Genomic DNA, 24,749 nt, shown 5'->3' on the forward strand with positions numbered 1-24,749 from the left:
GATACTGAATGTTGATTGTTGATATGACAGTGATTGTCTTTATGACATCTTTAGAGGCTTGTATGTCGATAACACAATGGAAAAGGTGATTTTATCTATGCTTTCAAGTTATTGCAGAGTTTAACTGGACTTAAGCCGACTTTTAGCGAATACAGCATATTTTTATATGGTTATCCTCGCGATTTTGGCGGTATACAGTGAGTTTATATGGAATGAAATTTTAAAATATATTGATAAATATAGATTTTATCTTGTTTATGAGCTTGGGTTCATGTTCGGTAGGCGTTTGTGGTTGTACTGGTTTTTATGTAAAAGTTAGTCAAAATGGCCTTTCACTGAAGATTTGGATGTAGATGTTTGAAATTTAATATTTAAAACTCCATTAATTTGCATTTTTTATGCTAGTATAGAAACACAAAAATTTTCAATTGAGTCATTTTTAATCTAGGTGATTTCTTTATCGTTTAACTAAACACTCTTGTATTTAAGGAGGCATGTGTGGATGCAGATTCCATCAATAGTTTTTTTCTGATCGGTGCCTTGCTTGCCGCTGTGAGTGTTTTGTTAAGTCCCGTGTCTTCGCGCTTGGGTATCCCTATCTTATTAATTTTCCTCGCTGTAGGGATTTTAGCTGGGGAGGATGGTCCCGGCGGCATTCTGTTTGACGACTACTCAACCGCTTATCTTGTCAGTAACTTAGCCTTAGCCATTATCTTGCTCGATGGCGGTATGCGCACGCGGGTCGCGAGCTTTAGGGTGGCACTGTGGCCAGCATTATCGCTGGCGACCTTTGGGGTCGCTATTACCACCAGTATCACGGGCGTGATGGCCGCATGGTTATTTGACCTACACTGGTTGCAAGGCTTGCTTGTGGGGGCAATTGTCGGCTCCACCGATGCGGCGGCGGTATTCTCACTATTAAAGGGACGTAGCCTTAACGAACGTGTAGGCGCGACACTGGAAATCGAATCGGGCAGTAACGACCCAATGGCGGTGTTTTTAACCGTGACCCTGATTGCCATCCTCGCTAATGTGGACGCCGAGTTATCCGTAAGCTTTATGCTTATAAGCTTTATCAAGCAGTTTGGCTTGGGGATTTTCCTCGGCCTCGGCGGGGGTTGGCTGCTGTGGAAGTTGGTGAATTTAAGCAAGCTTGCCGAAGGCTTGTATTCGATTTTAGTGCTCAGTGGCGGCCTGATGATTTATGCCGCCTCGAACAAACTCGGCGGTAGCGGCATTCTGTCGATTTATCTCGTCGGTCTCTTCCTCGGTAATAAGCCAACTCGTGGTCGCCATTCAATCTTAAACGTGTTGGATGGCATGACTTGGGTCAGCCAAATCGGTATGTTCCTCGTATTAGGGCTGCTGCTCACACCGTCTGACTTGTTGGATATTTGGTTACCGGGCTTAGCGTTAGCCTTTGGGATGATCCTGTTTGCCAGACCGTTAGCCGTATGGCTCAGCTTGCTGCCCTTTAAGAGTTTTAGCAGTCGTGACCGTTGGTTTATTTCTTGGGTCGGACTGCGTGGCGCCGTGCCGATTATTTTAGCGGTATTCCCTATGATGGCGGGATTACCGGGCGCTCAGCTGTACTTTAACTTGGCTTTCTTCGTGGTGTTAGTGTCGCTGCTTGTGCAGGGTGCGTCACTCACCACCGCGGCACGTTTAGCTAAGGTCGAATTACCGCCTAAGCCGTTGCCTATTTCACGCTCTGGGGTCGAAATATACCCGAGCAGTGAGTGGGAAGTGTTTGTGTACCATCTGAGTGAAAACAAATGGTGCATCGGCGAGCCGCTTAAACGCCTCTCAATGCCAGATGGAACAAGGATTGCGGCGGTATTTCGCCATAATACACTGCTGCACCCATCGGGCAGTACCTGCCTCGAAGCGGGGGATATTTTGTGCGTGCTTGGGCAAGAGAAGAGCCTAGAAGCCTTAAGTAACCTGTTTAGTCAGGCGCCCGAAACCAAGGAAGTGCCACGTTTCTTCGGTGACTTCTTTATCGATACTGAAGTTAAGCTGCTGGATCTGGCGCCGATTTATGGGCTGGAGTTAGATGAAGCAACCGGCGACATGACGGTCGCAGATTTAGTGGCGGCAGAATTAGGCTCGCATCCGGTACTTGGGGATCAGTTCCTATGGCAGTCACTGCATTGGGTAGTTGCAGGACTCAATGAAGGCAAAGTGACCAATGTGGGTATTCGCTTACCGGCGGAGGCTTAAGTGAAGCTGTATTGAAGTGCCTGCTAAGTAGAGCTTAAAAAGATATGATGCGTAGGGTTTCAAGCCTTCAAAATGCTTTAAACAAAACATCTAACATAAAAAATGCCAAGCAATTGCTTGGCATTTTTTTATCCGCTTTTAAGCACTTATCTCAAACAGACGTAACGATAGCTTATTTATATAAGGACTTGTCCGTTGGATCTGGGCGAGTCTTAAAGCGGCGGTGAAGCCACATATATTGGGCGCGATTTCTATCGATAATTCCTTCGATAATTTTGTTACCGCGAATGGCATCGGCTAGCTCATCTTCACCGGGGAAGTTATCCAGCGGCGGCATAATCTCAATATGGTAACCCTTATCGCCTTCGGTGCGCTCCACAAAGAAGGGCAGCACTTTGGCCTTACCGAGTTTTGCCAGTGTGGTGGCACCGGTAATGGTCGCTGCATCGGGCACGGCATAGAAGGGAATAAACACCGCACTCGAACGCCCAAAATCCTGATCGGCGGTATACCAAATCACATCGGGATTGCGTAAACAACGCACCATTTGGCGTAGATCGCGTTTCGGCACTAAGGCTTTGTTTGAGCGTAAGCGGCCTTTTACCTGTAGATATTCCATCACCGGATTGTTGTGTGGACGATACACCCCAACACCGGGTTGGAATTGACCAAAAATACGCGCGCCCATTTCCAGTGGTAAGCAGTGCACGGCAAACAGAATCACTCCATGGCCGGCATTCAAGGTGTCTTGCACGTACTCTTTGCCGGTGATCTGCATATGCTGTTGGATTTTTTCATCGGTCCACCACCAAGCATTGATGGTATCGAAAATCGCTTTACCCGTTTCTTCAAAGTTACGGGTCAGGAGGGCTTCGCGCTCTGACTCGGGCATATCGGGGAAGCAGAGAGTTAAATTGCGGCGCGCGGTATGGGTTCGACTGCCTGCAATAGTCTTAACTAATCGGCCTAATCCTTTACCTAACTTCATCTGCCACGAGAGAGGTAACACTTGGGTAATCCGCATCACTAACACCCCAAACCACATGGGCCAGTGCTTCGGATGATATAAGGATGATGAAAACTCAGCTTTCTCGACCACAAAAATACTCACTACTTTTGAAAATTACTGCTTATTCTAACTCATATTTTGCCGAAAATTAGGTACAATCACGGTTTAATTTCTGCAATAGATAAGAGCGCTATGAAGGTTTCTCTGCCAGCATTTGAAAAAGCCAAAGTGTTAGTTGTCGGCGATGTGATGTTAGATCGCTACTGGGTTGGGCCAACGGGTCGTATCTCGCCCGAAGCGCCTGTGCCTGTGGTGAAGATTAACCAAGTCGAAGACAGACCGGGCGGTGCGGCCAACGTGGCGCTAAATATCGCGACCCTAGGCGGCCAAGTGCAATTGGCGGGGTTAGTCGGCGAAGATGATACCGCTAAGGCGTTAACCCTTGGCGTGCAAGCGTTGGGCGTTGAGCCACAGTGGTTGAATATTGCCGACAAACCGACCATTACCAAGCTGCGAGTATTGTCGCGTAACCAGCAACTCATTCGCCTCGATTTTGAAGAGTCCTTCGATAAGCAGGATAGTGCGCGTTTGCTTAAACAATCCGAAGCCTTGCTCGATTCGGTCGATGTAGTGGTGCTGTCGGATTATGCGAAGGGTGCTATTGATAAGCCGCAGGATTTTATTGCGCTGGCTCGCGCTAAAGGCGTGAAAGTGCTTGTCGATCCAAAGGGTTCCGATTTTAGCCGTTACCATGGCGCTTCACTCATCACACCCAATATGAGTGAATTTGAAGCCGTAGTTGGCGCGGTAACCTCTGAGGCGGATCTGCTCGAAAAGGCCCGTGGCTTACTCAATAAGCATCAGTTCGACGCTATCTTAGTTACTCGCTCCGAAAAGGGCATGACCTTAGTGACGGCCAATGCCCCAGAGTTACACATTCCTACGGTGGCCCGTGAGGTGTATGACGTAACAGGCGCTGGTGATACTGTGATTTCTGCTCTGGCAACCTCACTCGCCGCGGGCGCAGAACTGCCGCAGGCGTGCGCCATTGCCAATACCGCCGCAGGGGTTGTGGTGGGTAAATTAGGCACTTCAACCGTGTCTCGTATCGAGCTGATTGAAGCCTTAGCACTGCACCACGGTGAGTCGGGTTTTGGAGTGGTGAGTGAAGATCAACTTGCCTATGCCCTAGAGCAAGCCAAATTGCGCGGCGAGCGAGTGGTGATGACCAACGGTTGCTTCGATATTCTGCACGCGGGGCACGTCAGTTACCTCAAGCAAGCCAAAGCCTTAGGCGACAGATTGATTGTGGCCGTGAATGACGACGCCTCGGTCAAACGCTTAAAAGGCGAAGGCCGCCCAGTCAATCAAGTGGATAGACGTATGGCGGTGTTAGCGGGATTAGCCGCTGTCGATTGGGTTGTGCCTTTTACTGAAGACACGCCACAGCGGATTATCGCCAGATTGCTCCCCGATCTCCTTGTCAAAGGAGGAGATTATAAGGTTGAGGATATCGCTGGGGGTGCCGAGGTGATCGCCGCGGGTGGCCAAGTCCAAGTGTTAGGGTTTGAAGACGGGATATCAACCACGGCCATTATCCAAAATATCATGGCAAAACAGTGAGTCTCATTGCCCTGACACTGATCTCTAGCCTGACTTGGGTGCCTATTGGCGACAAGCAGGCGTTAATTTGCCCGTTAGCGCAATTGACTCAGTGTCTGGCAAGCTTTCCAACTCAGGTTCGTGAACAACTCCCCCGCAGTGAAGCCCAATTCCAAACTGAACTTGGGCTTCGCAGTGCCATGGTGTTACCCGTCGAAAATAGTCATTTCTCCGGTTTAATCCTGATAAATGAGCGAGAAACACCAGAGTTTCAATTGCTCAATATTGATGGCACAACCTATCAATATGACCTCAAAGAACAGACATTATTGACCCTATGGCATGAGCTAGGACACCTTGAAAATCTGGCCTTGCAGGGCAGTTTATTACCTAAAGAATTAACAGCTTATCAGCATGAGTGGTTGGCGGATCTCTATCTTGTTTGGCGTGTCGCTAAGGCCAAGGGCAATCTTGATTTAGCCTGGCAGCAATATCACAGACGCAACCTTGCGGCGTTAACAAGTTCGCAGTATATGTCTCACTGGACCAGTCCGATGATGATACAAGTGTTAAAAAAGTATCAAGTGGATCAGATTGTCCATTACAGCCAATATCGCGATTTTGTCGCCGATTTTTATCCTAAAATAATACAAATTGAGCCACAGATATTACGTGAATATTCGAGTTTAATGCAGCGGACTTTTGGTGAGACTGTACTGCAACCCCTGCCAGCATACCTATCTTGGCGCAAGCCGGATCTTGGGCGTTACCTTACCCCGACACTGACATTGCTGATGGGGGAGGCAAAAGCACACGACTGGTTAGTACAAAATTCAATGTTGTGAATATGTAAACGGAATCGATAAATCTCCCTGTTTCAAACTGAACCCTAGCTGAACAAAAGCGAAATACACTTGTTTGGCGTTTCCAAACAGCAGTAATCCCTGAAAGGCTTTGGTAAGCTCTACCCCAGAAAAAGAACAACGGGAGACTTTACTATGGCTAAGCGCTCGCGAGTACAGACTGAGCAGACCATAAATCAGATTATGGATGAAGCGTTAAGACAAATTTTGACTATTGGCTTTGAGACTATGTCTTATACCACGTTATCTGAAGCAACGGGGATTAGCCGCACCGGTATTAGTCATCACTTTCCGCGTAAAAACGACTTCTTAATCCGTTTAGATAGTCGTATTGGCAATTTATTTGTTGCAGCGCTCGACTTTTCTAGCCAAGAAGCCTTAGAAGCCTCTTGGATGAAAGCGATGCAAGAAGAGCATTACCGCGCAGTGTTAAGATTATTCTTCAGCCTATGTGGTGGCGCGAATAACGAAATCACCCTCTTCAGAGCGGTCAGTACAGCACGTCAGCAAGCCATTGCTGAATTAGGATTGGTCGGCGATCGTACTATCAATCACCTATTAGGCCGTACTGCGGTCATGCTGCTGTCGAATTTTGATGTTGCCAAAGCGGCATAATCTTAAGCATCACCACAAAAAAGGAGCCTTAGGCTCCTTTTTTGTTTCTATGGTTTGGCGAATAGCAGTTGGTTTTATCCGCCGTGGCGTCAGAGATTTTACGCATCCCTTAGTTATTTAAGCTGCAGTTAGTTAAGCTGCAATGGGGGAGACAGCTGCGCTTGTTTTAACTTTTGTTGGGTAAGATAAACGCCGACAGCCATAAAGGTCAGCGCCGCGGCGATCAGGGCGCAAAGCGCATGATGGAACACCAAATGGCTGATAAAGAAGGCTGGAATATCCTCAATACTATCGATAAGGAAGAGTTTAACGATAAGCCCAAGGTACAAGAGCAAGTGTAGTATCGCCCCTGTAATAAAGAGGCGCTTAAACTTTTGCACCAAACGAGCGGCGAGATTAAAGCGGTAATAGCGGCAAAATAGATAACCGCCGATGCCAATGCCAATCGATATCCAGCCGAGCCCCAGCAATGAGGTTTTAATCAAAATTGCCGACAGCATAAATAATCCAAGCAGCATCAAGCTATCCTTTCAATGAATGGGGCGACTACAAGTAAGTTGCGCAGAGACTAGCTGAGCTGGCTTAAAAACGTGTGAAAACACATCCCTAAGCAGGGGAAAAGATAAAGGGAGCCAAGTGGCTCCCTTTATGGTTAATAGGCAAACTTAAGCATTACAGCGCTTTTAAAATCGCCTCAACGCTGGCCTTAGCGTCGCCGAACAGCATTTGAGTATTATCTTTAAAGAACAGTGGGTTTTGTACACCCGCATAACCTGTGTTCATTGAGCGTTTAAAGCCAATCACGTTTTGTGCTTTCCACACTTCGAGCACTGGCATGCCTGCAATTGGGCTGCCCGGATCTTCCATCGCCGCAGGGTTCACCGTATCGTTGGCACCAATGACGAGTACTACGTCGGTATCGCTAAAGTCCTCGTTGATTTCGTCCATTTCGAGCACGATATCGTAGGGCACTTTGGCTTCGGCCAAGAGTACGTTCATATGGCCAGGTAAGCGACCCGCCACTGGATGAATACCAAAGCGTACCTTCACGCCGCGATCACGCAGTTTTTGAGTGATTTCAGCCACAGGATATTGTGCCTGAGCCACTGCCATACCATAGCCTGGGGTGATGATGACAGAAGTTGCGTTTTTCAGCATGTCAGCCACATCTTCAGCGTTGGTTTCGCGGTATTCGCCCATCTCTTCATCGCTAGATGAGGTCACACCATCGGTGCCAAATCCACCTGCGATAACCGAGATAAACGAGCGGTTCATCGCCTTACACATGATGTAAGACAGAATCGCACCCGATGAGCCCACGAGCGCACCTGTCACGATCAGCAGATCGTTTGACAGCATAAAGCCCGCCGCTGCTGCTGCCCAACCTGAGTAGGAGTTCAGCATAGAGACCACAACTGGCATGTCCGCACCGCCGATTGAAGCCACTAAATGCCAGCCAAAGGCGAAGGCGATAAGTGTCATCAACAGTAGGGCGGGCATAGTGCCACCCGTTTGTACGAAGTAAACCAATAGCGCCAATGATACCAATACCGCTGCGAGGTTCAGTTTATGGCGATGTGGCAACATCAAAGGTTTTGAGGAAATTAATCCACGTAACTTACCGAAGGCCACGATAGAACCCGTGAAGGTCACCGCACCGATAAAGATCCCGAGGAATACTTCCACTAAGTGAATGTTGAGCATAGCGCCAGTTAAATGGGCTTTCTCGGCGGCTTTAGCCGCTTCGCTTAGCGCATCCTGCACTGCGGCTAAGGTGGAGTTGATATCTCCGCCAACGGCCACAACCACTTGCGATACTTGCTCTGGGTGTAGGTCGATAAAGCTGTTAAAGCCCACTAATACCGCCGCCATACCCACAAAGCTGTGAAGTACTGCGACCAGTTCGGGCATTTCCGTCATTTCGACTTTAAGTGCTAAACGCACGCCGATGGCACCACCAATCACCATGGCGACAATAATCCAAGCGACACCACTGGTGTCAGGATTAAAAATGGTCGCCAGTAGGGCGATGGCCATACCTGTGATACCAAATAAATTGCCGTGTTTGGCCGTTTCTTGCTTCGACAATCCTGCGAGACTGAAGATAAAGAGCACGGCGGCAATAATGTAAGCTGCTGTTACCAGTCCTTGAGACACGTTATACCCCCTTAATCTTTACGGAACATCTTCAGCATGCGCTGAGTGACGGTGAAACCGCCGAAGATGTTAATACTGGCGATCAGCACGGCGATAAACGCCAGCACAGTGACCAAGGTTGAACCTTGACCAATTTGCAGCAAGGCGCCGACCACGATAATGCCCGAAATCGCGTTAGTCACTGACATTAAAGGCGTATGTAGTGAGTGGGATACGTTCCACACCACGTAATAGCCCACCACGCAGGACAGGACAAAAACCGTAAAGTGGGATAAGAACTCGGCTGGAGCAACCGAGGCAACCGCAGCAAAACCCGCAGCACCAAGGGCGGCGAGAATATACTTAAGCTTGGATGGCTTTTTGGCCTCAGCCGCTTTGGCTTCAACCTTAGCCGCAGGTTTGGCGGGCGCCGCCGACACCGAAATCGCCGGTGGCGGGAAGGTCACTTCGCCTGCTTTGACCACTGTCATATTGCGCATCACCACATCATCGAAGTTGATGCTGGCGACGCCATTTTTCTCTTTACACATTAACTTCATCAGGTTGACTAAGTTAGTGCCGTAAAGCTGTGAAGACTGCGCGGGCAGGCGGCCGGGAAGATCGGTAAAGCCGATGACTTTGACGCCATTCTCGGTCACGAATAGCTCGCTAGGCTGAGTGTATTCACAGTTGCCACCCGCTTGCGCGGCCATATCGACAATCACTGAGCCGGGTTTCATGCTGTCGACCATCGCCTTAGTGATGAGTTTAGGTGCGGGACGGCCTGGGATCAGCGCTGTGGTAATGATGATATCGACTTCTTTGGCTTGCTCGGCAAACAATGCCATTTCGGCGGCGATAAACTCGTCCGACATGGTTTTAGCGTAACCGTCCGATGAGCTGCCATCTTCATTGGTAAAATCCAGTTTGAGGAACTGGCCACCCATGGATTCGATTTGTTCGGCCACTTCTAAGCGTGTGTCGAAGGCGCGAACGATTGCCCCTAGCGAGCCCGCGGTACCAATGGCCGCAAGACCCGCCACGCCGGCACCAATCACCAGCACTTTGGCTGGCGGAACTTTACCCGCGGCGGTAATTTGTCCGGTAAAGAAACGGCCAAAGTGGTGCGCGGCTTCAACAACGGCGCGATAACCGCCGATATTGGCCATAGAAGAGAGAGCATCGAGGGATTGGGCACGGGAAATACGTGGCACCATGTCCATCGCCATCACATTGATGTTGCGTTTAGACAGTTTCTCGACCAACTCAGCATTTTGAGCGGGCCAGATAAAGCTGATTAAGGTCGCGCCTTCTTTAATTTGCGCAATTTCAGCATCGGTCGGTGCATTGACTTTAAAAATCAGATCCGCTTGCCAAACCTCTGCCGTGATCTTCGCCCCAGCGGCTTCAAAAGCGGCATCGTCAAAGCTAGACAGTAAGCCAGCATTGGCCTCAACAACAACTTCAAAGCCGAGCTTTTTAAGTTGTTCGACGGTGGCAGGGGTCGCGGCGACCCGAGTCTCACCGGCGAGACTCTCTCTCGGTATTCCAATCTGCATGATTACTCCCTGGTGGTTTATATAATCGTTCCGCCTGAGTGCTTCCCCTGAGCTAAACCTAGGTAGGGCTAGGCCGCGATAAGAATGAACTCGTTTATTCAGTTGTGGCAGTTAGCGCATTCAATCTTGGTATGAAATTTGTGCTTGAAAACAAACTTCTTTGCGAGCAACAGAAGGTACTGTACAGCAGGCTCGTCACCATTGTGGCAATACTTTGGTTTGACACAAGCGCATATTGCTCAAGCTGGTCGTTTCTGAACTGGTCGTATCAAAAACTTTTAACCAGTGCACACTTTTGTAGCTTAAATTTTGCACTTTGTATATTCCAAAATGGAATTAAAAATCAAATATTATTCTTTTTTGCTTTTCTAAAACCACGCTAATCTGCTGGACATTACACTGTCATAGGGCCGTCTCATGTTGTTAAAAGAACTTTCATCACTGGCTTCACCCCTGTCGCAACCGCAGGTCGAAAAGCTGAAACAACTCACCGCTGAATTAAACGCGGTGCAACTTGCTTGGGTGAGCGGTTATTTAGCCGCAACGGCCAATGCGTCGGGTAATCTGGCCCAGCTTGCACCCGTGTCCGACGCTCAGGCGGCGCAGACAGTGACCATTCTCTATGGCAGCCAAACCGGCAATGGCCGTGGTATTGCCAAAGCCTTGGCCGAGAAGGCAAAAGCGCAGGGCTATAGTGTGAATCTAGCTTCTATGGGTGAATACAATGTGCGTCAGCTTAAGCAAGAAACCTTGTTATTGCTGGTGGTCAGTACCCATGGTGAGGGTGAAGCGCCGGATGATGCGATTGAATTACATAAGTTTTTAGCATCGAAACGCGCACCTCAATTAAACAACTTACATTACTCTGTGTTGGCGCTGGGCGATTCAAGCTATGAGTTTTTCTGCCAGACAGGTAAAGACTTCGATGCCCGTCTTTCGGCATTAGGCGCCAAAGCGCTGCTGCCTCTGGTTGAGTGTGATGTGGACTATGAGGCTGCGGCCGGACAGTGGCACGCCGATGTACTCTCCGCCGTGAAGCCACTCATTCAAACCACGGCTAACGTGGTGGCGCTCAATGATACCAGCTCGGCACTCGCTGCCAGCGAGAGCGAATTTACTAAGCAAAACCCTTACAGTGCCGAAGTGTTGGTGAGCCAGAAGATCACTGGACGTGGTTCAGACCGAGACGTGCGCCACGTTGAAATCGATTTAGGCGAGTCAGGCTTACGCTATGAAGTCGGTGATGCCCTTGGAGTATGGTTTAGCAACAATGAAACTTTAGTCGATGAGATTTTAGCGGGCTTAGGGTTAGCCGCCGATACTAAGGTGACTGTCGCTAATGAATCCATCAGCCTCAAACAAGCCTTAATCGAGAAGAAAGAGCTGACACAGTTATATCCTGGTTTAGTCAAAGCCTGGGCCGAGTTGTCCGCAAGCCCAGAGCTGCTTGCCCTGAGCGAAGATAAAGAACAGGTTCGCCAGTTTATCTTACATCATCAATTTGCAGACTTAGTGGCGAACTATCAGCTCAAGGCCGATGCTAATCTCGATGCAAACAAGTTAGTGGAATTATTACGCCCATTAACGCCAAGACTCTACTCCATCGCCTCGAGCCAGAGTGAGGTCGATACCGAAGTGCATCTCACCGTGGCTTTGGTGGAAGATGATCACCAAGGACAAGCCCGTTTTGGCGGTGCATCGCATTTCTTAGCCTCGGCAGAGGAAGGCGCCGAAGTAAAAGTGTATGTTGAACCGAACAAGCATTTCCGTTTACCTGAAGATCCACAAACGCCAGTCATCATGATTGGCCCTGGCACAGGGGTTGCGCCGTTTCGCGCCTTTATGCAGGAACGCGTGGCACAAGGCGCTGAGGGCGATAGCTGGTTATTCTTCGGTAATCCTCACTTTGAGCAGGACTTCCTGTATCAAACCGAGTGGCAACAGTATCTGAAAAACGGCGATTTGACCCGTATCGATGTGGCATTTTCGCGGGATCAGGCCCATAAGATTTACGTGCAGCACCGCATTAAAGAGCATGGACAAACCCTGTGGCAGTGGCTGCAAAATGGCGCGCATCTCTATATTTGTGGTGATGCTGAACGTATGGCTAAAGACGTACACCAAGCCCTATTAGGGGTTGCGGTGGAGTTTGGCGGACTGTCGAGCGAGGCGGCGGAAGAATATTTCGAGACCCTGCGCAGTCATAAACGTTACCAAAAAGACGTGTACTAATTAATCGATCCCAAAGATAGAGCAGTATCCACTGAGATACTGCCGCCGAACGAATTTTAAGAGGCAGTTGCCATGAGTGAGCAAAAGTTAGCATTAAACGAATACCTAAAGACCGACAGTGATTATCTGCGTGGCACCATTAAAGAGGGATTAGATTCCTCGGTGACGGGCAGTTTTAGCGACGGTGATCAGCAATTGATCAAATTCCACGGCTTCTATCAGCAGGATGACCGCGATTTACGTAACGAGCGAAAAGAGCAAAAACTCGAGCCTCTATATAGCTTTATGTTACGTGCCCGCGTGCCAGGCGGTGTGTGTACACCTAAGCAATGGTTAGGCGTGGATGAAATTGCCTCGACGCTCACCAGCTCTAACAGCATTCGTTTAACGACGCGTCAGACGTTCCAATACCACGGCATTCCAAAGCGTAACCTCAAGACCATTATTCAAGGCTTGGACCGTGAGGCGCTCGATTCTATCGCCGCCTGTGGTGATGTTAACCGCAACGTGATGTGTAACCCGAATCCGGTGGAATCTAAGCTGCATGCGCAGGCCTATGAAGTCGCGAAGAAGCTGTCTGATCACCTGTTGCCCCACACTCGTGCCTACGCCGAGATTTGGTTAGATGAAGAGAAGTTACTGACCACAGAAGACGAAACCGTTGAACCTGTGTATGGCAAAACCTACTTGCCACGTAAGTTTAAGATGGCCGTTGCCGTACCGCCGGATAACGATGTTGATGTCTACACTAACGACCTAGGCTTTATTGCGGTGGCCGAAAATGGCGAATTAGTCGGTTTTAACCTGACCGCTGGTGGCGGCATGGGCTCGACCCACGGTGAAGTCGAAACCTTCCCGCGCTTGGCCGATGACTTTGGTTTTATCAAGACTGAAGATGTGATGAAGTTTGCCGAAGCTGTGATGACAGTGCAGCGTGACTGGGGTAATCGTACCAATCGTAAGCGTTCGCGCCTTAAGTACACTATCGTCGACCATGGTTATGAGAAGTTTAAGGCCGAAGTGGAAGCCCGTGCTGGCGTCAAGTTTGAGCCCAAGCGCGATGTGGTGATTGGCGATCGCGGCGATCGTTACGGCTGGGTCGAAGGTGTCGATGGTAAGTGGCATTTAACCCTATTTATCGAAAGCGGCCGCATTAAAGACGTGCCCGGAAAGAGTTTACAAACCGGCATGCGTGAAATCGCGAAGATCCACAAGGGCGATTTCCGCATGACGTCTAACCAGAATATGATTATTGCTGGTGTAGCCCCAGAGGATAAAGCGACCATCGAAGGCCTTGCCCGTAAACACGGTTTACTTGGCCAAGTGCTGACCCAAACCCGCGGTCATTCGATTGCCTGTGTGGCCTTGCCAACCTGTCCATTGGCGATGGCGGAAGCTGAGCGTTATTTCCCTGAGTTTATCGACCATATCGATGCGCTGCAGGCTAAAAATGGCATTAGCGATCAAGCAATCGTGGTGCGTATGACCGGCTGTCCAAACGGTTGCGCCCGCCCATTTGCCGCCGAAATCGGCTTAGTGGGTAAGGCGCCGGGTCGCTATAACCTGTATCTCGGTGCGAACTTCGAAGGCACTCGTCTGAATAAGATGTACAGAGAGAATATCCAAGAGGCTGAGATCCTTGCTGAATTGGATGCATTATTTGCCCGCTACGCAATTGAGCGAAATGCAGGCGAAACCTTTGGTAACTTCACCGTCCGCACGGGCGTAGTGAAGGCGGTAATCGATGCCGCTAAGGATTTCCATGGCTGATCTTGATTCTGGGGTAACGGGTTCCGGCTTGCCGAACGCGTTGCAGAGCGTGGTAAGTAGCAGCGAACTTAAAGCGCTGCTGACGGCGCCTAAGGATGTGCAGCAAGCGGAACTGGAGCGCATTAATCGCTTTTTGGCCGGCTTGACGGCTCAAGAGCGAGTGCTCTGGGGCTTAGCTTATTTGCCGGGTAATCATGCGCTGTCATCCAGTTTTGGGATCCAGGCGGCGGTGATGCTGCATATGGTGAGTCAGGTGCAATCGGATATTCCGGTGATCTTAACGGATACTGGCTACCTCTTTCCTGAGACATATCAGTTTATTGACCAGCTTACCGAGCGTTTATCCTTAAACCTCAAGGTTTACCAAGCGCCAATGACCTCGGCATGGCAGGAAGCGCGTTTTGGCAAGTTGTGGGAGCAGGGCTTAGATGGGCTCGAGCGTTACAATCGACTGAATAAAGTAGAGCCGATGCAACGTGCTTTGACGGAACTTGAAGTCGGCACTTGGTTCGCGGGACTACGCCGCAGCCAGTCAAGCACTCGCGAAGAGTTACCGATATTGGCTATTCATGGCACTCGCTTTAAGCTGCTGCCGATTATCGAGTGGTCGAACAAAGATGTGCATTTGTATCTGACGCAATTTGACTTGCCTTACCATCCTCTATGGGAGCAAGGTTATGTTTCTGTTGGGGATACCCATTCGAGTAAACCCTTAGAATTAGGGATGACTGAAGAAGAAACCCGCTTTAATGGCTTAAAACGCGAATGCGGTTTGCATTACGAAATATAACCATCTATCTGATTTAATAGAAAAATGCCACAGTATTCCCTGTGGCATTTTTTATTTTATGCCGCCCAAAGAATGCTTTGCTTAATTTTACAGCGGTTTGACCGTTAAAGTATTTTAAGTGTCATTCTGGCGTCATTAAAGTCAGATAAAGTTTATTTTCATAGAGTTAGTTAAGGCTTGTTCACCAGAAATAAAATTTTTGTACATTTTTACTCACAGAGTTATGCACATTAGAATGTTCTGAGCTATATTACAAAGTTCCCGTAGATGGTTTTGAGGGAGTTTACTGCGCAGATATGCCCTAGTCGGTATTTTGCCAAGTTAAGTTGTTGAATATCGTTATTTATGGGCTTAGTTTGCTGTGTAACGATATAACGAGACGGAAAACAGTCGCACTTCCAAAAGACCTTGCTCGCCGCCGCGAGTATCAAGCAGTTTGATTGACTTGCTAGCCCTAGTTAATCTGCCCATTTCACCTCGGTCAGCTGTGGTCAAAGCTGCCGAGGTTGAGCCAACATAGTTAACATCGTTTATTTCGCTAATTCATCAATTCAGCTCGGTTTTTGGCGCTGTTTATGACAATATTATCATAAACTTACACTGTGTTATTTTATGCTGAGTGGCTAATGCTGCCGCAAACGGCCCCTTTGATGGAATTATTGATGAGGATTACTGGATGACCGCCCCTATGTATGCCATGCGCGATCATGTCAATCGTCCTCAAGGGAATAAATCCAATCGCCCTGCACAAAAGCCCAAAGCACGCGGCCTTAAGCGAATAGTCGCTTGGCTCGTTAAACTTATCTTAGGCTTATTACTCGCCTCGATTTTAAGCGTGGTGCTACTGCGTTTTATTGACCCGCCGATGTGGACTTGGCGGATTGAACGGGCAATATTCCCGCCCGCACCAGTGACAGAGGTGCGACATCAATGGCGCTCACTCGAGCAAATTTCCCCTGAATTACAATTAGCCGTGATTGCCGCAGAGGATCAAAAGTTTGCCAGCCACACGGGGTTTGATTTAGCCGCGATAAGTTCGGCCATTGAATACAATCAAAAGGGCAACAAGGTTCGCGGTGCGAGTACCTTAAGTCAGCAAGCGGCGAAAAACCTGTTTATGTGGTCGAGCCGCAGTTTTATCCGCAAGGGAATAGAGGCCTGGTTTACTCTGTTAATGGAATTGATTTGGGATAAGTCGCGCATACTCGAAGTGTATCTGAACATCGTCGAATTTGGCCCCGGAATATATGGCGCCGAAGCCGCATCGAAACATTATTTTGGTAAGAGTGCCGCTAAATTAACTCGGTATGAGGCGTCATTATTAGCAGCGGTATTGCCTAATCCTTGGCGTTATAAAGTCTCACCGCCTTCACCTTATGTTGAGCAGCGCTCCGCTTGGATCCGTAAGCAAATGCGCCAGTTAGGGGAAGTGACGCTTAATCGTGTTCATCAGGCCGATTAACGGGTAAATAAGGCGATAACCTTAGTCTTAATTAATATGTCATGCGCTTTATCGTTAATATGAACTTTATCCTCAAGATGAATTAGGCTCTGAATGTAAATTTCATTTAGTTTGCTAAACGAATTTACCTTAATCGCGCAGCTTGATTCGCATCCTAGGTTAATTAATGGTAAATTAGTGCACGAATTTCCCCTTCAAATACACTCAGTCCTTTGGCTATTCCCCTCGCTAATTTTTAGCTTGTGTCGGATATTGGTTTGCCATGATGCGTGTAAAAAGGAATGACAACAGGTCAGTATTTAAATACCGGAGGTGAGTGCTTTCGGTATTATTTTTGTCACTTTGACGGTTATTAAATGGAGTTTTAGATGAAGAAGATTGTTATTGCTGCGGCAATTATTGCTGCGGCAATTATTGCAGCGGGAGCAGGTGCTTATTGGTACACTCAGCATGGAACTAGCTCGAGTGCTTCGGCCAATCCTTTGCTTGATTATATCCCTGCCGACACCCCAGTATTTTCAGGTCAGTTAAAACCTTTCCCACTGAAAAACTACCTGCAATCCATTTCTGGCAATTACCAGCAATATTCAACAGATTCTCTGGCAGAATTAGGAGCATTAGATAGCCCTATGGCCAAGTTTTTTGTCAGTATCTATACGCAATATATGGATGGGATAAAAAATCCAACCCAATTGCTTAAGACCTTTGGTTTACCAAATGAAGTCGAGCCTTTTTTCTACACCTTAGGTGTGGTCCCTGTTCTTAAAACCAATGTGGATCAAATCGATGCATTCTGGGCTGTCTTGGATAAAGCCGAGAAAGACAGCGGCTTCACCCATGAAAAGCGCACTTTAGCGGGCGTTGATTATCGCGCTTATTCACTGGCCGAAGAAGGTTCTACTGAGAAGGTTGACCTGTTATTTGCTCATAAAGATGGCATCTTAACTGTGACCTTGTCTGGCACAACGATTGAGCCAGAAGTTTTAGAAATGGCCTTCGGGATAAAGAAACCGACTCAATCCTTAGCCGCTTCAGGCATGCTGAAAGACATCATCAAAACCCATGGTTTTATGGAAGATAGCATCAGCTTTATCAACCATGTTGAGATTGTGAAAGCGATTACCTCTCCCGATGGCAATATGCTAGGTAAGCAGCTCACTCAGTTCATGGCAGAAGAAAGCCAAGGTGAAGATCCTTTTGCTGAGATTCGCACTCCTGAATGTAAAGCTGAGCTAACCGCCATTGCCGCTAACTGGCCACGTACAGTGGCGGGGTTAACCGCATTTAGCTCGACCGAAAAAGAAAGCCATATGGCGGCCTCTTTTGTGGTTGAAAGCAAAAACCAGGCAATCTTAACTGCGTTGCAAAAAATGCGCGGCTATATTCCAACCCACTTAGCTGATATTAACAGCACTATCTTCTCTATGGGGCTGGGGATTGACGTTAACGAAGTTGCGCCTTCACTGACGGCAATTTGGGATGACCTGCAAAAGCCGCAGTTAACCTGCGCGCCGCTTGCCGAGTTGCAAGCAGAGTTAAGCCAACAGAGCCCTGCGATGTTAGGTATGTTTACTGGCATGGCTAACGGCGTTAAAGGTGTGAGCCTGTCATTGCTCGATTATAAGATGAGCACACAAGACCAAGAGCCAAAGCTTGAAAGCTTAGATGCCTTAGTGAGCTTAACGGCTGATAATCCTTCAATGCTGTTCAATATGGTGAAACCTTTTGCTCCAATGCTAGCTGAACTGCAAGTTGCGGATAATGGCGAACCTACCGACTTATCACCACTGTTAATGTTGCCGCCTGAGATGAACATCAAGCCGATGCTGGCGATTAAGGGACAACACTTAGTGGTTTACTCTGGCGATAAAGGCTTAGCGTTAGCCAATAAACTGGCTGGCGAAAAGCCATCGGCCAATGGGCTTTACAGCATGTCGGCTGATTACGGTAAGATGTTTACCCCAGTACTGACCCTGTTAGAACTGACTGGCGAGCCGATTCCTGAAGAGCTGCAAATGCTGAAAGATTACAATATGCGCGTGCAAATGAGCTTCGATGTGAACAAACAGGGCATAGTGTTTGGTTCTGTGATGAACTCAAAAGCGAGCGAGAAAAAGTAAGCTTGATACCTTAGAGTGTTAATCGAAAAGCCAGCTGATTGCTTAACACCGATCAGTTAAGGCATTGATCAGTTGAACGATCCTACGGATGGTTAACAATACCCTCAGTACACTAATTGCTGAGGGTATTTTTTATGTTGGCTCACTGGCTGATTGATGTCGATACGTTTGCTGCACCAGAATCACTGGCTCTCTTCCAAAAAGAACTCCCGCTCGAATGGATAGAGCAAGCCCTTGATTCTACCAATAAAGCCAGCATGAGACGGCGTAAGTTACCCGCCGAACTTGTCGTTTGGCTAATTGTCGGTATTGGCTTGTATCGGGATAAACCCATCACGGAAGTTTTAGATAAACTAGACCTCAAGCTTTCCAACCACTTAGGGGATTCTGTTGCACCAAGTGCTATTCCTCAAGCGAGAAAGCGCCTCACCGCCCAACCTTTGGAAGCGCTTTTTAAACTGACAGCAGCCCATTGGACCCAGCAGGAAGATAGCGATGACAAATGGTTTGGACTGAGTTTACTTTCTGTCGACGGCACTCAGTTCCGCACCCATGATACCGCCTGTCTTGCAGAGCACTTCCAATACATCAAGTACAATGAAAACCACCATACTGAATACCCGATTGTTCGATTATGTGCCCTCACATCGCTGCGAAGTCGTTTATTACATGATGTTGTCTTTGGGCCCAGCTCGACAGGAGAGGTCTCTTATGCCAAACAGCTGGCCGCTTCAGCCCCCGCTCACTCCCTGACGATTTTTGACCGCTGTTACCTCAGTGCCGAGTTGATGATTAATTGGCAACGGCAACATACGACGAGTCACTGGATGACGCCGATAAAATCCAACACGCAATATGAAGTGGTTGAGCAACTGGATAAGGAAGGGCGAGACCTTTTAGTGGAAATGAAAGTGTCAGCCCATGCTCGGAAACAAGACCCAAGCTTGCCGGAGAAATGGCAAGCCCGCCTTGTCCTGTACCCTAAGCCAGAACAACCTAATCACGTCATAGGTGTTCTCACCTCCTTAACGAGTCTGGAATATGGTACGCAGTCATTACTGGATGTGTATTTTGAACGATGGGAAATAGAGAACAGCTACGGAGAGATAAAGCACAATATGCTCGAAGATGAAGTGCTGCTACGAAGTCAGTCTGTGGAGGGGGTAATACAAGAAATCTGGGGAATATTGATAGCTTACAATTTGGTTCGCCTGGAAATCAGTCGTATTGCGAGAGAGGCGCAGGTATCGCCATTGCGTATAAGTTTTATGATGGCATTGAGAGATATTCAGGATGAGCTGATGTGGTGTGCGATAGCCTCCCCCGGCTCCATCCCGAGAAAGCTAAGGGCCATGCGGGAGAGAGTTAAACGCTACATACTGCCCCAAAAAAGAAAACGGCCCAAAGCAAGGACCGTTCGTATCAATAAAACTCGCTACCCTGTTCGCTCTAAACACCTTAAGTGATAGGTGTTAAGCTGATTGCTGGCTTTTTTGTTAATTGGCTTGCGCTAACTTAGGTTGAGAACCTAGGGGCGAGTCTATGGATTTCGGTTTCGCGGCGCGCACTAAACTGACCAGTCCTTGCCATTCAATATCGCTGTTCTGTGGCAGCCAAATATCCGGCTCTGTGCCTTTTCCTGAAAGCAATTCACCTGCGGCGTCATAGGTGAGTGAGCTGCTAAACCGAACATCTAAATCACTGTTAGGTAATGTGAGTTGGTATTGTCTGGCAAAATCACCCGAGGTTTTCTCCCCAATCAGATTCACTCTCGACCAAGCTTTTGTGCGGTAGGCTATCCACTCGCATTCTTGTTTACATAAAGGGCTTACTAGCAGTGCAAGGCGATTATTGCCTTCGGCTGAAACTTCGGGTTTCGTGCGGACAAACCAAGGGCTAAATCGGCTTTCATCTATGCTTGGCAGACGCCTCGTTAGTACCTTAAGTCGAGGCGAGCTGAGTTCCAGTGCCTCGAGCGGCCTAAAGTTTAGGGGCCTTAAATAATCATTCCTCAGTTCTGGTGAGCGGCGATAATGGGCAAAGCCCATTATTTGTGTCATGGCTGAGGTATAGGGCGTCGCATTTTGAGGGGCATCTTGATAACGCGATAACATGGTCAGTAATTTAGGGCTAAAGCCCCTTGCTTGCCTTAAATCGACTATCAACAAGGGTTGTTCCATGCCTTGGCGTAGGGCGTCTTGTTGCCGCTTATCGAGTTCAAAGGCATAGAGATCATCAATCTTGAGCCGTGCTGTCGCCTGATTGATCTGCTCCAATGAATAATCAGGCCTGATTGGCGCCGTCGGGGCTAAATTATCGAGTTGGGTGATCAGGCTTTCAAAACTCAGTTCAGCCTCATCCTCAATCGGTTTAACTATGGTTTTCGATGGTTGCGGCAGGGCGATAGTCACTTGCGTGGTCTGCAAATCATCATTAATTAAGCTTATCAGCACATGGGGCTTGATGCTTAAGCCTAAGTCCTCCCGCAGCAAATTGAGTCGCTTGAGCCAAATCAGCTGCATCTCTTGGCTATTTTTTGCAGGCTCAGATAAATAGGCTTGGCTGGCCGAAATCCATTTGCTTAAGGGAATGCCATCGATATGGGTAATAAAGGGAAAATCGGCGCTGATGGGATTATTTTTGCTGTCCAAGGCGAGCCATTGCTCGTTGACGGGCCTGAGTGTTAAGGGCAGTTCGCCGCTGCTATTTTCGACTTTCGCAACCTGTGTCCCTGGGTCTTTTAAGGTATTGAGCAGTTTTGTGAGCTCGGCGGCGAAGCGCTCTTTAGGTACAACATCTTGATATTGTGCTGTGATTAACCCTGCCAGTCGTTTGAGCTGCTGCTCATTGGTCTGTGGGTCCAGTGCGTAAAATGCCGAGTGTTGCTCAATTTGGTCGAACAGAATATAGAGATCTTGGCGAATATCTTTGGTCGTTAGCGTGGGTTGTGCTTTTTCAGGAATAGCGAAAAACGCGAGCCTGATAAGGCTCGCGCAAATAATCACGCCCAGCAAACTAACGACAGTGCGATAGCTAAAATTCATATTCCTCCATGACAACTTACTTTTACTGCTAAAAAGGTGTGCGACTATCGATGTAAATGTCTATTTTGGCAATATAAATCACCAGAGCGCACCTTTTGCTCCTGTCCATTTGAGCAATTTAACAGCAGTTCTCATCAGTCAGCATAGAATTATGGCTATTTTTTGTGCCTTGTCACGGTTAAGAGACTAGAGAATATCGTTTAGGGAAACGCCAATACCAATACGTTGATTATGATGGTTATAGTCGATAAGGCTCTCACCATATCCATTAAAGTATTGAGTATAAAGGCGTAAATTGCCGATGATTGGGTAGCTCCACGTAAATTCTGCCGAGCCTCGATCAATATCTTTAAAGTTGGTTTTTAGGGTGAGGGTGAACCTATGGTCATCGATGCCATACACTCCCACAAACTCGGCTTTACCTATGTATTCATCGATGTCAGGGTTATCGTCGCCACGGGGTTGATGGATATCGGTTTTTTCGTCTTCAGGAATACGCCACCACACCTTGGTTGAGAAGGCCAATGGGCCTGCATCAAAAATCATAGTGCCATAAATACGATTCCAACTTCGGGATAGTAACCCTGACCTGCCATTAGATTGATGTACCGCACCAAAGCCCCAGAAGGAGTTGGTCACGCTGCCAATTTTCCAGTCATTGTTAAACAGCATAAAGATTTCGGGTTCGTGGTTAGTCTCACGGAACGGGGAAGAAATATCCTTGTTATAAACCTGCCAGTAGGATTGGTTAGTGTAGGCAAAGAATAAGTGACCATTATCGCCAAAAACATTGTACCAAATAGGAAACTTAAAGCTTATCTGGAACTTAGCTTCCATCTCGTCGAGTGTGTAGTTATTCTCCGCTGCATCTTGAGCAAAGGGGGCCATATTGGGATCGGGGTTGTAGGTGGCGGGTAAAATGTAATTCACTTTATGCGGTGTGATCACAAAGGGACGTTCTGAGGTTGCTAGCTCGTCCTGTACCCGTCCTTTAATGAGAGATTCTTCCGCTTGTAGTCCAGTACAAGTTAACAGCCCAATTAATGCGATACCTTTATAAAATAGGGACATCGGCCCTCCTTGATGTGTCTGTTTGCCTTACGCTTTCTCGTTGTTTGCCCAGCTTAACATTAGTTTGTGGATCTATTGTGAGAAACCCTGCCATTTGCCCTACTTGGTTATGGCGATATTGAATCCATTTTCGTGATCTAAAGAAGCAACTAACTAGAATTTTTAGCAATAACATAGTGCGGTTATGTGACTTTATGCAAGTTTTGATTGCCGATAAATTAGCCATGAAAGCATTATTTATCTTTGTACTTCAATTGTTTAAATTATTTTTAGGCCTGTGGCACTTTTGCCTCCCTCAAGTATAGTGAATTGGCTTGATTCGAAGTCCTGCTGTTATTTCTTTTTGGTATAACAATTAATGATTTTATATTTATTAAGGAATATAACTAGGGCTATATTGCAACACATTGATCTCATATCGGGGAATGTGATGGAAATTTTATCTTTACCGGGCCAAGGGGCGAAGGGCAAAGTCTGGCTAGTTGGCGCGGGCCCCGGAGACGTGGAGCTATTAACCCTCAAGGCTTGGCGTATTCTCAAGTCAGCCGACGCTGTGCTATACGATGCGCTCGTCAGCCAAGATATCCTCGATTTGCTCCCCAAAGATGCAGAGAAGATTGCCGTTGGCAAACGTGCTGGTAAACATAGTGCTGCGCAGGATGAAATTAATCAGTTACTGGTGACGAAAGCTTATACCCGTAAAAACGTGGTACGCCTCAAGGGCGGCGATCCCTTTATTTTTGGCCGCGGTGGTGAAGAGTTACAAACCTTAGTTGAAGCGGGCGTCGAATTTGAAGTGGTTCCCGGCATTACCGCCGCCAGTGGTACTTCGGCCTATGCGGGCATTCCATTAACCCACAGGGATTATGCCCAGGGGGTGACCTTTATCACTGGCCATTGTCAGCTCGAAAGCCGTCCAATGGACTGGCAGGGTTATGCTAATCCAAACAATACCTTGGTTGTGTATATGGGGATTTTAAATGCGGGTATTATTCGTCGAGGATTAATCGATGCTGGCCGTAGCCCACAAACACCAGTGGCGATAGTGTCGAAGGCGACCACTCAGTCGCAGCAGCGTTTTATTGGCCAATTAGATTCGCTCGAACAGCTCGCGGCCGATCCGCAATTGCAAATGCCCGCCCTGATGATTATTGGCGAAGTGGTTGCGTTAGCTGACAGCTTAAATTGGTTCCAGCCTAAGGGTGAGGGCGAGTCAGCACTCGATACCGCGGATGCCGCCAAGATTGTGGCAAAAATTTAGTTAAATCAGATTTTTTAGAAATAGTTAAGTTAAATTCAGCTGCCTTTTGCAGCCCATTTTAGGTAAACGGAGAAGAGTATGGCCGGGCGTGAATTAAGCCACTTACAACAACTGGAAGCCGAAAGCATTCAGATCATTCGTGAAGTCGCTGCCGAATTCGACAATCCAGTAATGTTGTATTCCATCGGAAAAGATTCTTCGGTGATGTTACACCTTGCGCGTAAAGCTTTTTATCCCGGCAAGATCCCATTCCCCTTGTTGCACGTGGATACGGGCTGGAAATTCAAAGAGATGATCGCCTTTCGTGATGCGCAGGCGAAAAAGTTTGGCTTTGAATTATTAACCCACACCAACCCAGAAGGCGTTGCCCAAGGGATTAACCCCTTCGACCATGGCAGTGCCAAGCACACTGACATCATGAAAACCCAAGGCTTAAAACAAGCCTTAAACCAATATGGTTTCGATGCCGCATTCGGTGGTGCGCGCCGCGATGAGGAAAAGTCCCGCGCGAAGGAGCGGGTGTATTCGTTCCGCGATCGTCACCACAGATGGGATCCCAAGAATCAGCGTCCCGAGCTGTGGCGCACCTATAACGGCGCGGTAAATAAGGGCGAAAGTATTCGTGTCTTCCCGTTATCTAACTGGACCGAACTCGATATTTGGCAATATATCTATCAAGAAAACATTGAGTTAGTGCCACTGTATTTTGCAGCTGAGCGCCCTGTGGTTGAGCGTGGTGGTCAGCTGATTATGGCCGACGATGAGCGTATGAAGCTCGAGGAAGGCGAAACCATCAAGCATGAGGTGGTGCGTTTTAGAACCTTAGGTTGTTATCCATTGACGGCGGCGATGCATTCGCAGGCGGATAATCTCGAAAAAATCATCGAAGAAATGCTGTTAACTCGCTCGAGCGAACGCCAAGGGCGATTGATTGACTCGGATCAGAGTGCATCGATGGAGCAGAAGAAACGCCAAGGTTATTTCTAAACCAA

General features: G+C 47.9%; 18 protein-coding genes. 12 read left to right on the forward strand and 6 right to left on the reverse strand.

Annotated features, from left to right (window positions below):
• Positions 1 to 498 precede the first annotated feature (498 nt).
• A complete protein-coding gene (locus tag N7386_RS04320) occupies positions 499 to 2,223 on the forward strand; it encodes a potassium/proton antiporter (protein WP_011715990.1) in 1,725 nt (574 codons plus the stop codon).
• 172 nt (positions 2,224 to 2,395) lie between these two features.
• Here N7386_RS04320 and N7386_RS04325 read toward each other — a convergent pair whose 3' ends face one another.
• Entirely contained in the window at positions 2,396 to 3,322 is a 927-nt protein-coding gene (locus N7386_RS04325) for an LpxL/LpxP family Kdo(2)-lipid IV(A) lauroyl/palmitoleoyl acyltransferase (RefSeq protein WP_084796736.1), read from the reverse strand.
• 102 nt (positions 3,323 to 3,424) lie between these two features.
• Between N7386_RS04325 and hldE the strand changes: the two genes are divergently transcribed.
• The 3 genes from hldE (at position 3,425) to N7386_RS04340 (ending at position 6,312) form a co-directional block, all read left to right on the forward strand.
• Entirely contained in the window at positions 3,425 to 4,855 is a 1,431-nt protein-coding gene (gene hldE, locus N7386_RS04330; RefSeq protein WP_023268433.1) for a bifunctional D-glycero-beta-D-manno-heptose-7-phosphate kinase/D-glycero-beta-D-manno-heptose 1-phosphate adenylyltransferase HldE, read from the forward strand.
• Complete coding sequence (locus tag N7386_RS04335; protein ID WP_279767161.1) at positions 4,852 to 5,679, forward strand: hypothetical protein; 828 nt, start codon at positions 4,852 to 4,854, stop codon at positions 5,677 to 5,679. The genes hldE and N7386_RS04335 overlap by 4 nt, the downstream gene beginning before the upstream one ends.
• Before the next feature lie 153 nt (positions 5,680 to 5,832).
• A complete protein-coding gene (locus N7386_RS04340) occupies positions 5,833 to 6,312 on the forward strand; it encodes a TetR family transcriptional regulator (RefSeq protein ID WP_011623828.1) in 480 nt (159 codons plus the stop codon).
• Between the two features lie 128 nt (positions 6,313 to 6,440).
• Here the strand turns inward: N7386_RS04340 and N7386_RS04345 are convergent, their stop codons facing one another.
• The 3 genes from N7386_RS04345 to N7386_RS04355 all read right to left on the reverse strand — a co-directional run bounded on the left by N7386_RS04345 (position 6,441) and on the right by N7386_RS04355 (position 10,007).
• The gene (locus tag N7386_RS04345) at positions 6,441 to 6,830 is read right to left on the reverse strand and encodes a hypothetical protein (protein WP_279767163.1); all 390 of its coding nucleotides are present in this window, start codon (positions 6,828 to 6,830) and stop codon (positions 6,441 to 6,443) included.
• A 154-nt stretch (positions 6,831 to 6,984) separates the two neighbouring features.
• Positions 6,985 to 8,469: a Re/Si-specific NAD(P)(+) transhydrogenase subunit beta gene (pntB, locus tag N7386_RS04350; protein WP_279767164.1), complete on the reverse strand. Its 1,485-nt coding sequence runs from the start codon at positions 8,467 to 8,469 to the stop codon at positions 6,985 to 6,987.
• Positions 8,470 to 8,480: 11 nt separating this feature from the next.
• Positions 8,481 to 10,007 (reverse strand): Re/Si-specific NAD(P)(+) transhydrogenase subunit alpha, encoded by a 1,527-nt coding sequence (locus N7386_RS04355; protein ID WP_011715995.1) that lies wholly within the window; start codon positions 10,005 to 10,007, stop codon positions 8,481 to 8,483.
• A gap of 417 nt (positions 10,008 to 10,424) precedes the next feature.
• Here N7386_RS04355 and N7386_RS04360 point away from each other — a divergent pair, with 417 nt between their 5' ends.
• The 6 genes from N7386_RS04360 (at position 10,425) to N7386_RS04385 (ending at position 19,847) form a co-directional block, all read left to right on the forward strand.
• Entirely contained in the window at positions 10,425 to 12,239 is a 1,815-nt protein-coding gene (locus tag N7386_RS04360) for an assimilatory sulfite reductase (NADPH) flavoprotein subunit (protein ID WP_279767165.1), read from the forward strand.
• A 72-nt stretch (positions 12,240 to 12,311) separates the two neighbouring features.
• A complete protein-coding gene (cysI, locus tag N7386_RS04365) occupies positions 12,312 to 14,009 on the forward strand; it encodes an assimilatory sulfite reductase (NADPH) hemoprotein subunit (RefSeq protein ID WP_011623823.1) in 1,698 nt (565 codons plus the stop codon).
• Entirely contained in the window at positions 14,002 to 14,799 is a 798-nt protein-coding gene (locus N7386_RS04370) for a phosphoadenylyl-sulfate reductase (protein WP_279767166.1), read from the forward strand. The genes cysI and N7386_RS04370 overlap by 8 nt, the downstream gene beginning before the upstream one ends.
• A gap of 676 nt (positions 14,800 to 15,475) precedes the next feature.
• Complete coding sequence (gene mtgA / locus N7386_RS04375) at positions 15,476 to 16,261, forward strand: monofunctional biosynthetic peptidoglycan transglycosylase (RefSeq protein ID WP_279767167.1); 786 nt, start codon at positions 15,476 to 15,478, stop codon at positions 16,259 to 16,261.
• A gap of 368 nt (positions 16,262 to 16,629) precedes the next feature.
• Positions 16,630 to 18,381, forward strand: a complete 1,752-nt coding sequence (locus tag N7386_RS04380; protein WP_279767168.1) for a hypothetical protein — start codon at positions 16,630 to 16,632, stop codon at positions 18,379 to 18,381.
• Positions 18,382 to 18,515: 134 nt separating this feature from the next.
• A complete protein-coding gene (locus N7386_RS04385) occupies positions 18,516 to 19,847 on the forward strand; it encodes an IS4 family transposase (protein ID WP_043015601.1) in 1,332 nt (443 codons plus the stop codon).
• Positions 19,848 to 19,877: 30 nt separating this feature from the next.
• Here the strand turns inward: N7386_RS04385 and N7386_RS04390 are convergent, their stop codons facing one another.
• Positions 19,878 to 21,425, reverse strand: a complete 1,548-nt coding sequence (locus N7386_RS04390) for a S41 family peptidase (RefSeq protein ID WP_279767170.1) — start codon at positions 21,423 to 21,425, stop codon at positions 19,878 to 19,880.
• Between the two features lie 186 nt (positions 21,426 to 21,611).
• A complete protein-coding gene (locus N7386_RS04395) occupies positions 21,612 to 22,496 on the reverse strand; it encodes a phospholipase A (protein ID WP_086902090.1) in 885 nt (294 codons plus the stop codon).
• 430 nt (positions 22,497 to 22,926) lie between these two features.
• On the opposite strand from N7386_RS04395, the gene cobA reads away from it, so the two are divergent.
• Together cobA and cysD are read left to right on the forward strand one after the other, a co-directional pair.
• Positions 22,927 to 23,757, forward strand: coding sequence for a uroporphyrinogen-III C-methyltransferase (gene cobA / locus N7386_RS04400; RefSeq protein ID WP_279767171.1), 831 nt, complete (start codon positions 22,927 to 22,929; stop codon positions 23,755 to 23,757).
• 78 nt (positions 23,758 to 23,835) lie between these two features.
• Positions 23,836 to 24,744, forward strand: a complete 909-nt coding sequence (cysD, locus tag N7386_RS04405) for a sulfate adenylyltransferase subunit CysD (RefSeq protein WP_011623816.1) — start codon at positions 23,836 to 23,838, stop codon at positions 24,742 to 24,744.
• The last annotated feature ends 5 nt before the right edge of the window (positions 24,745 to 24,749 follow it).

The sequence above is a fragment of the Shewanella sp. GD04112 genome, assembly GCF_029835735.1.
Taxonomy (GTDB): domain Bacteria; phylum Pseudomonadota; class Gammaproteobacteria; order Enterobacterales; family Shewanellaceae; genus Shewanella.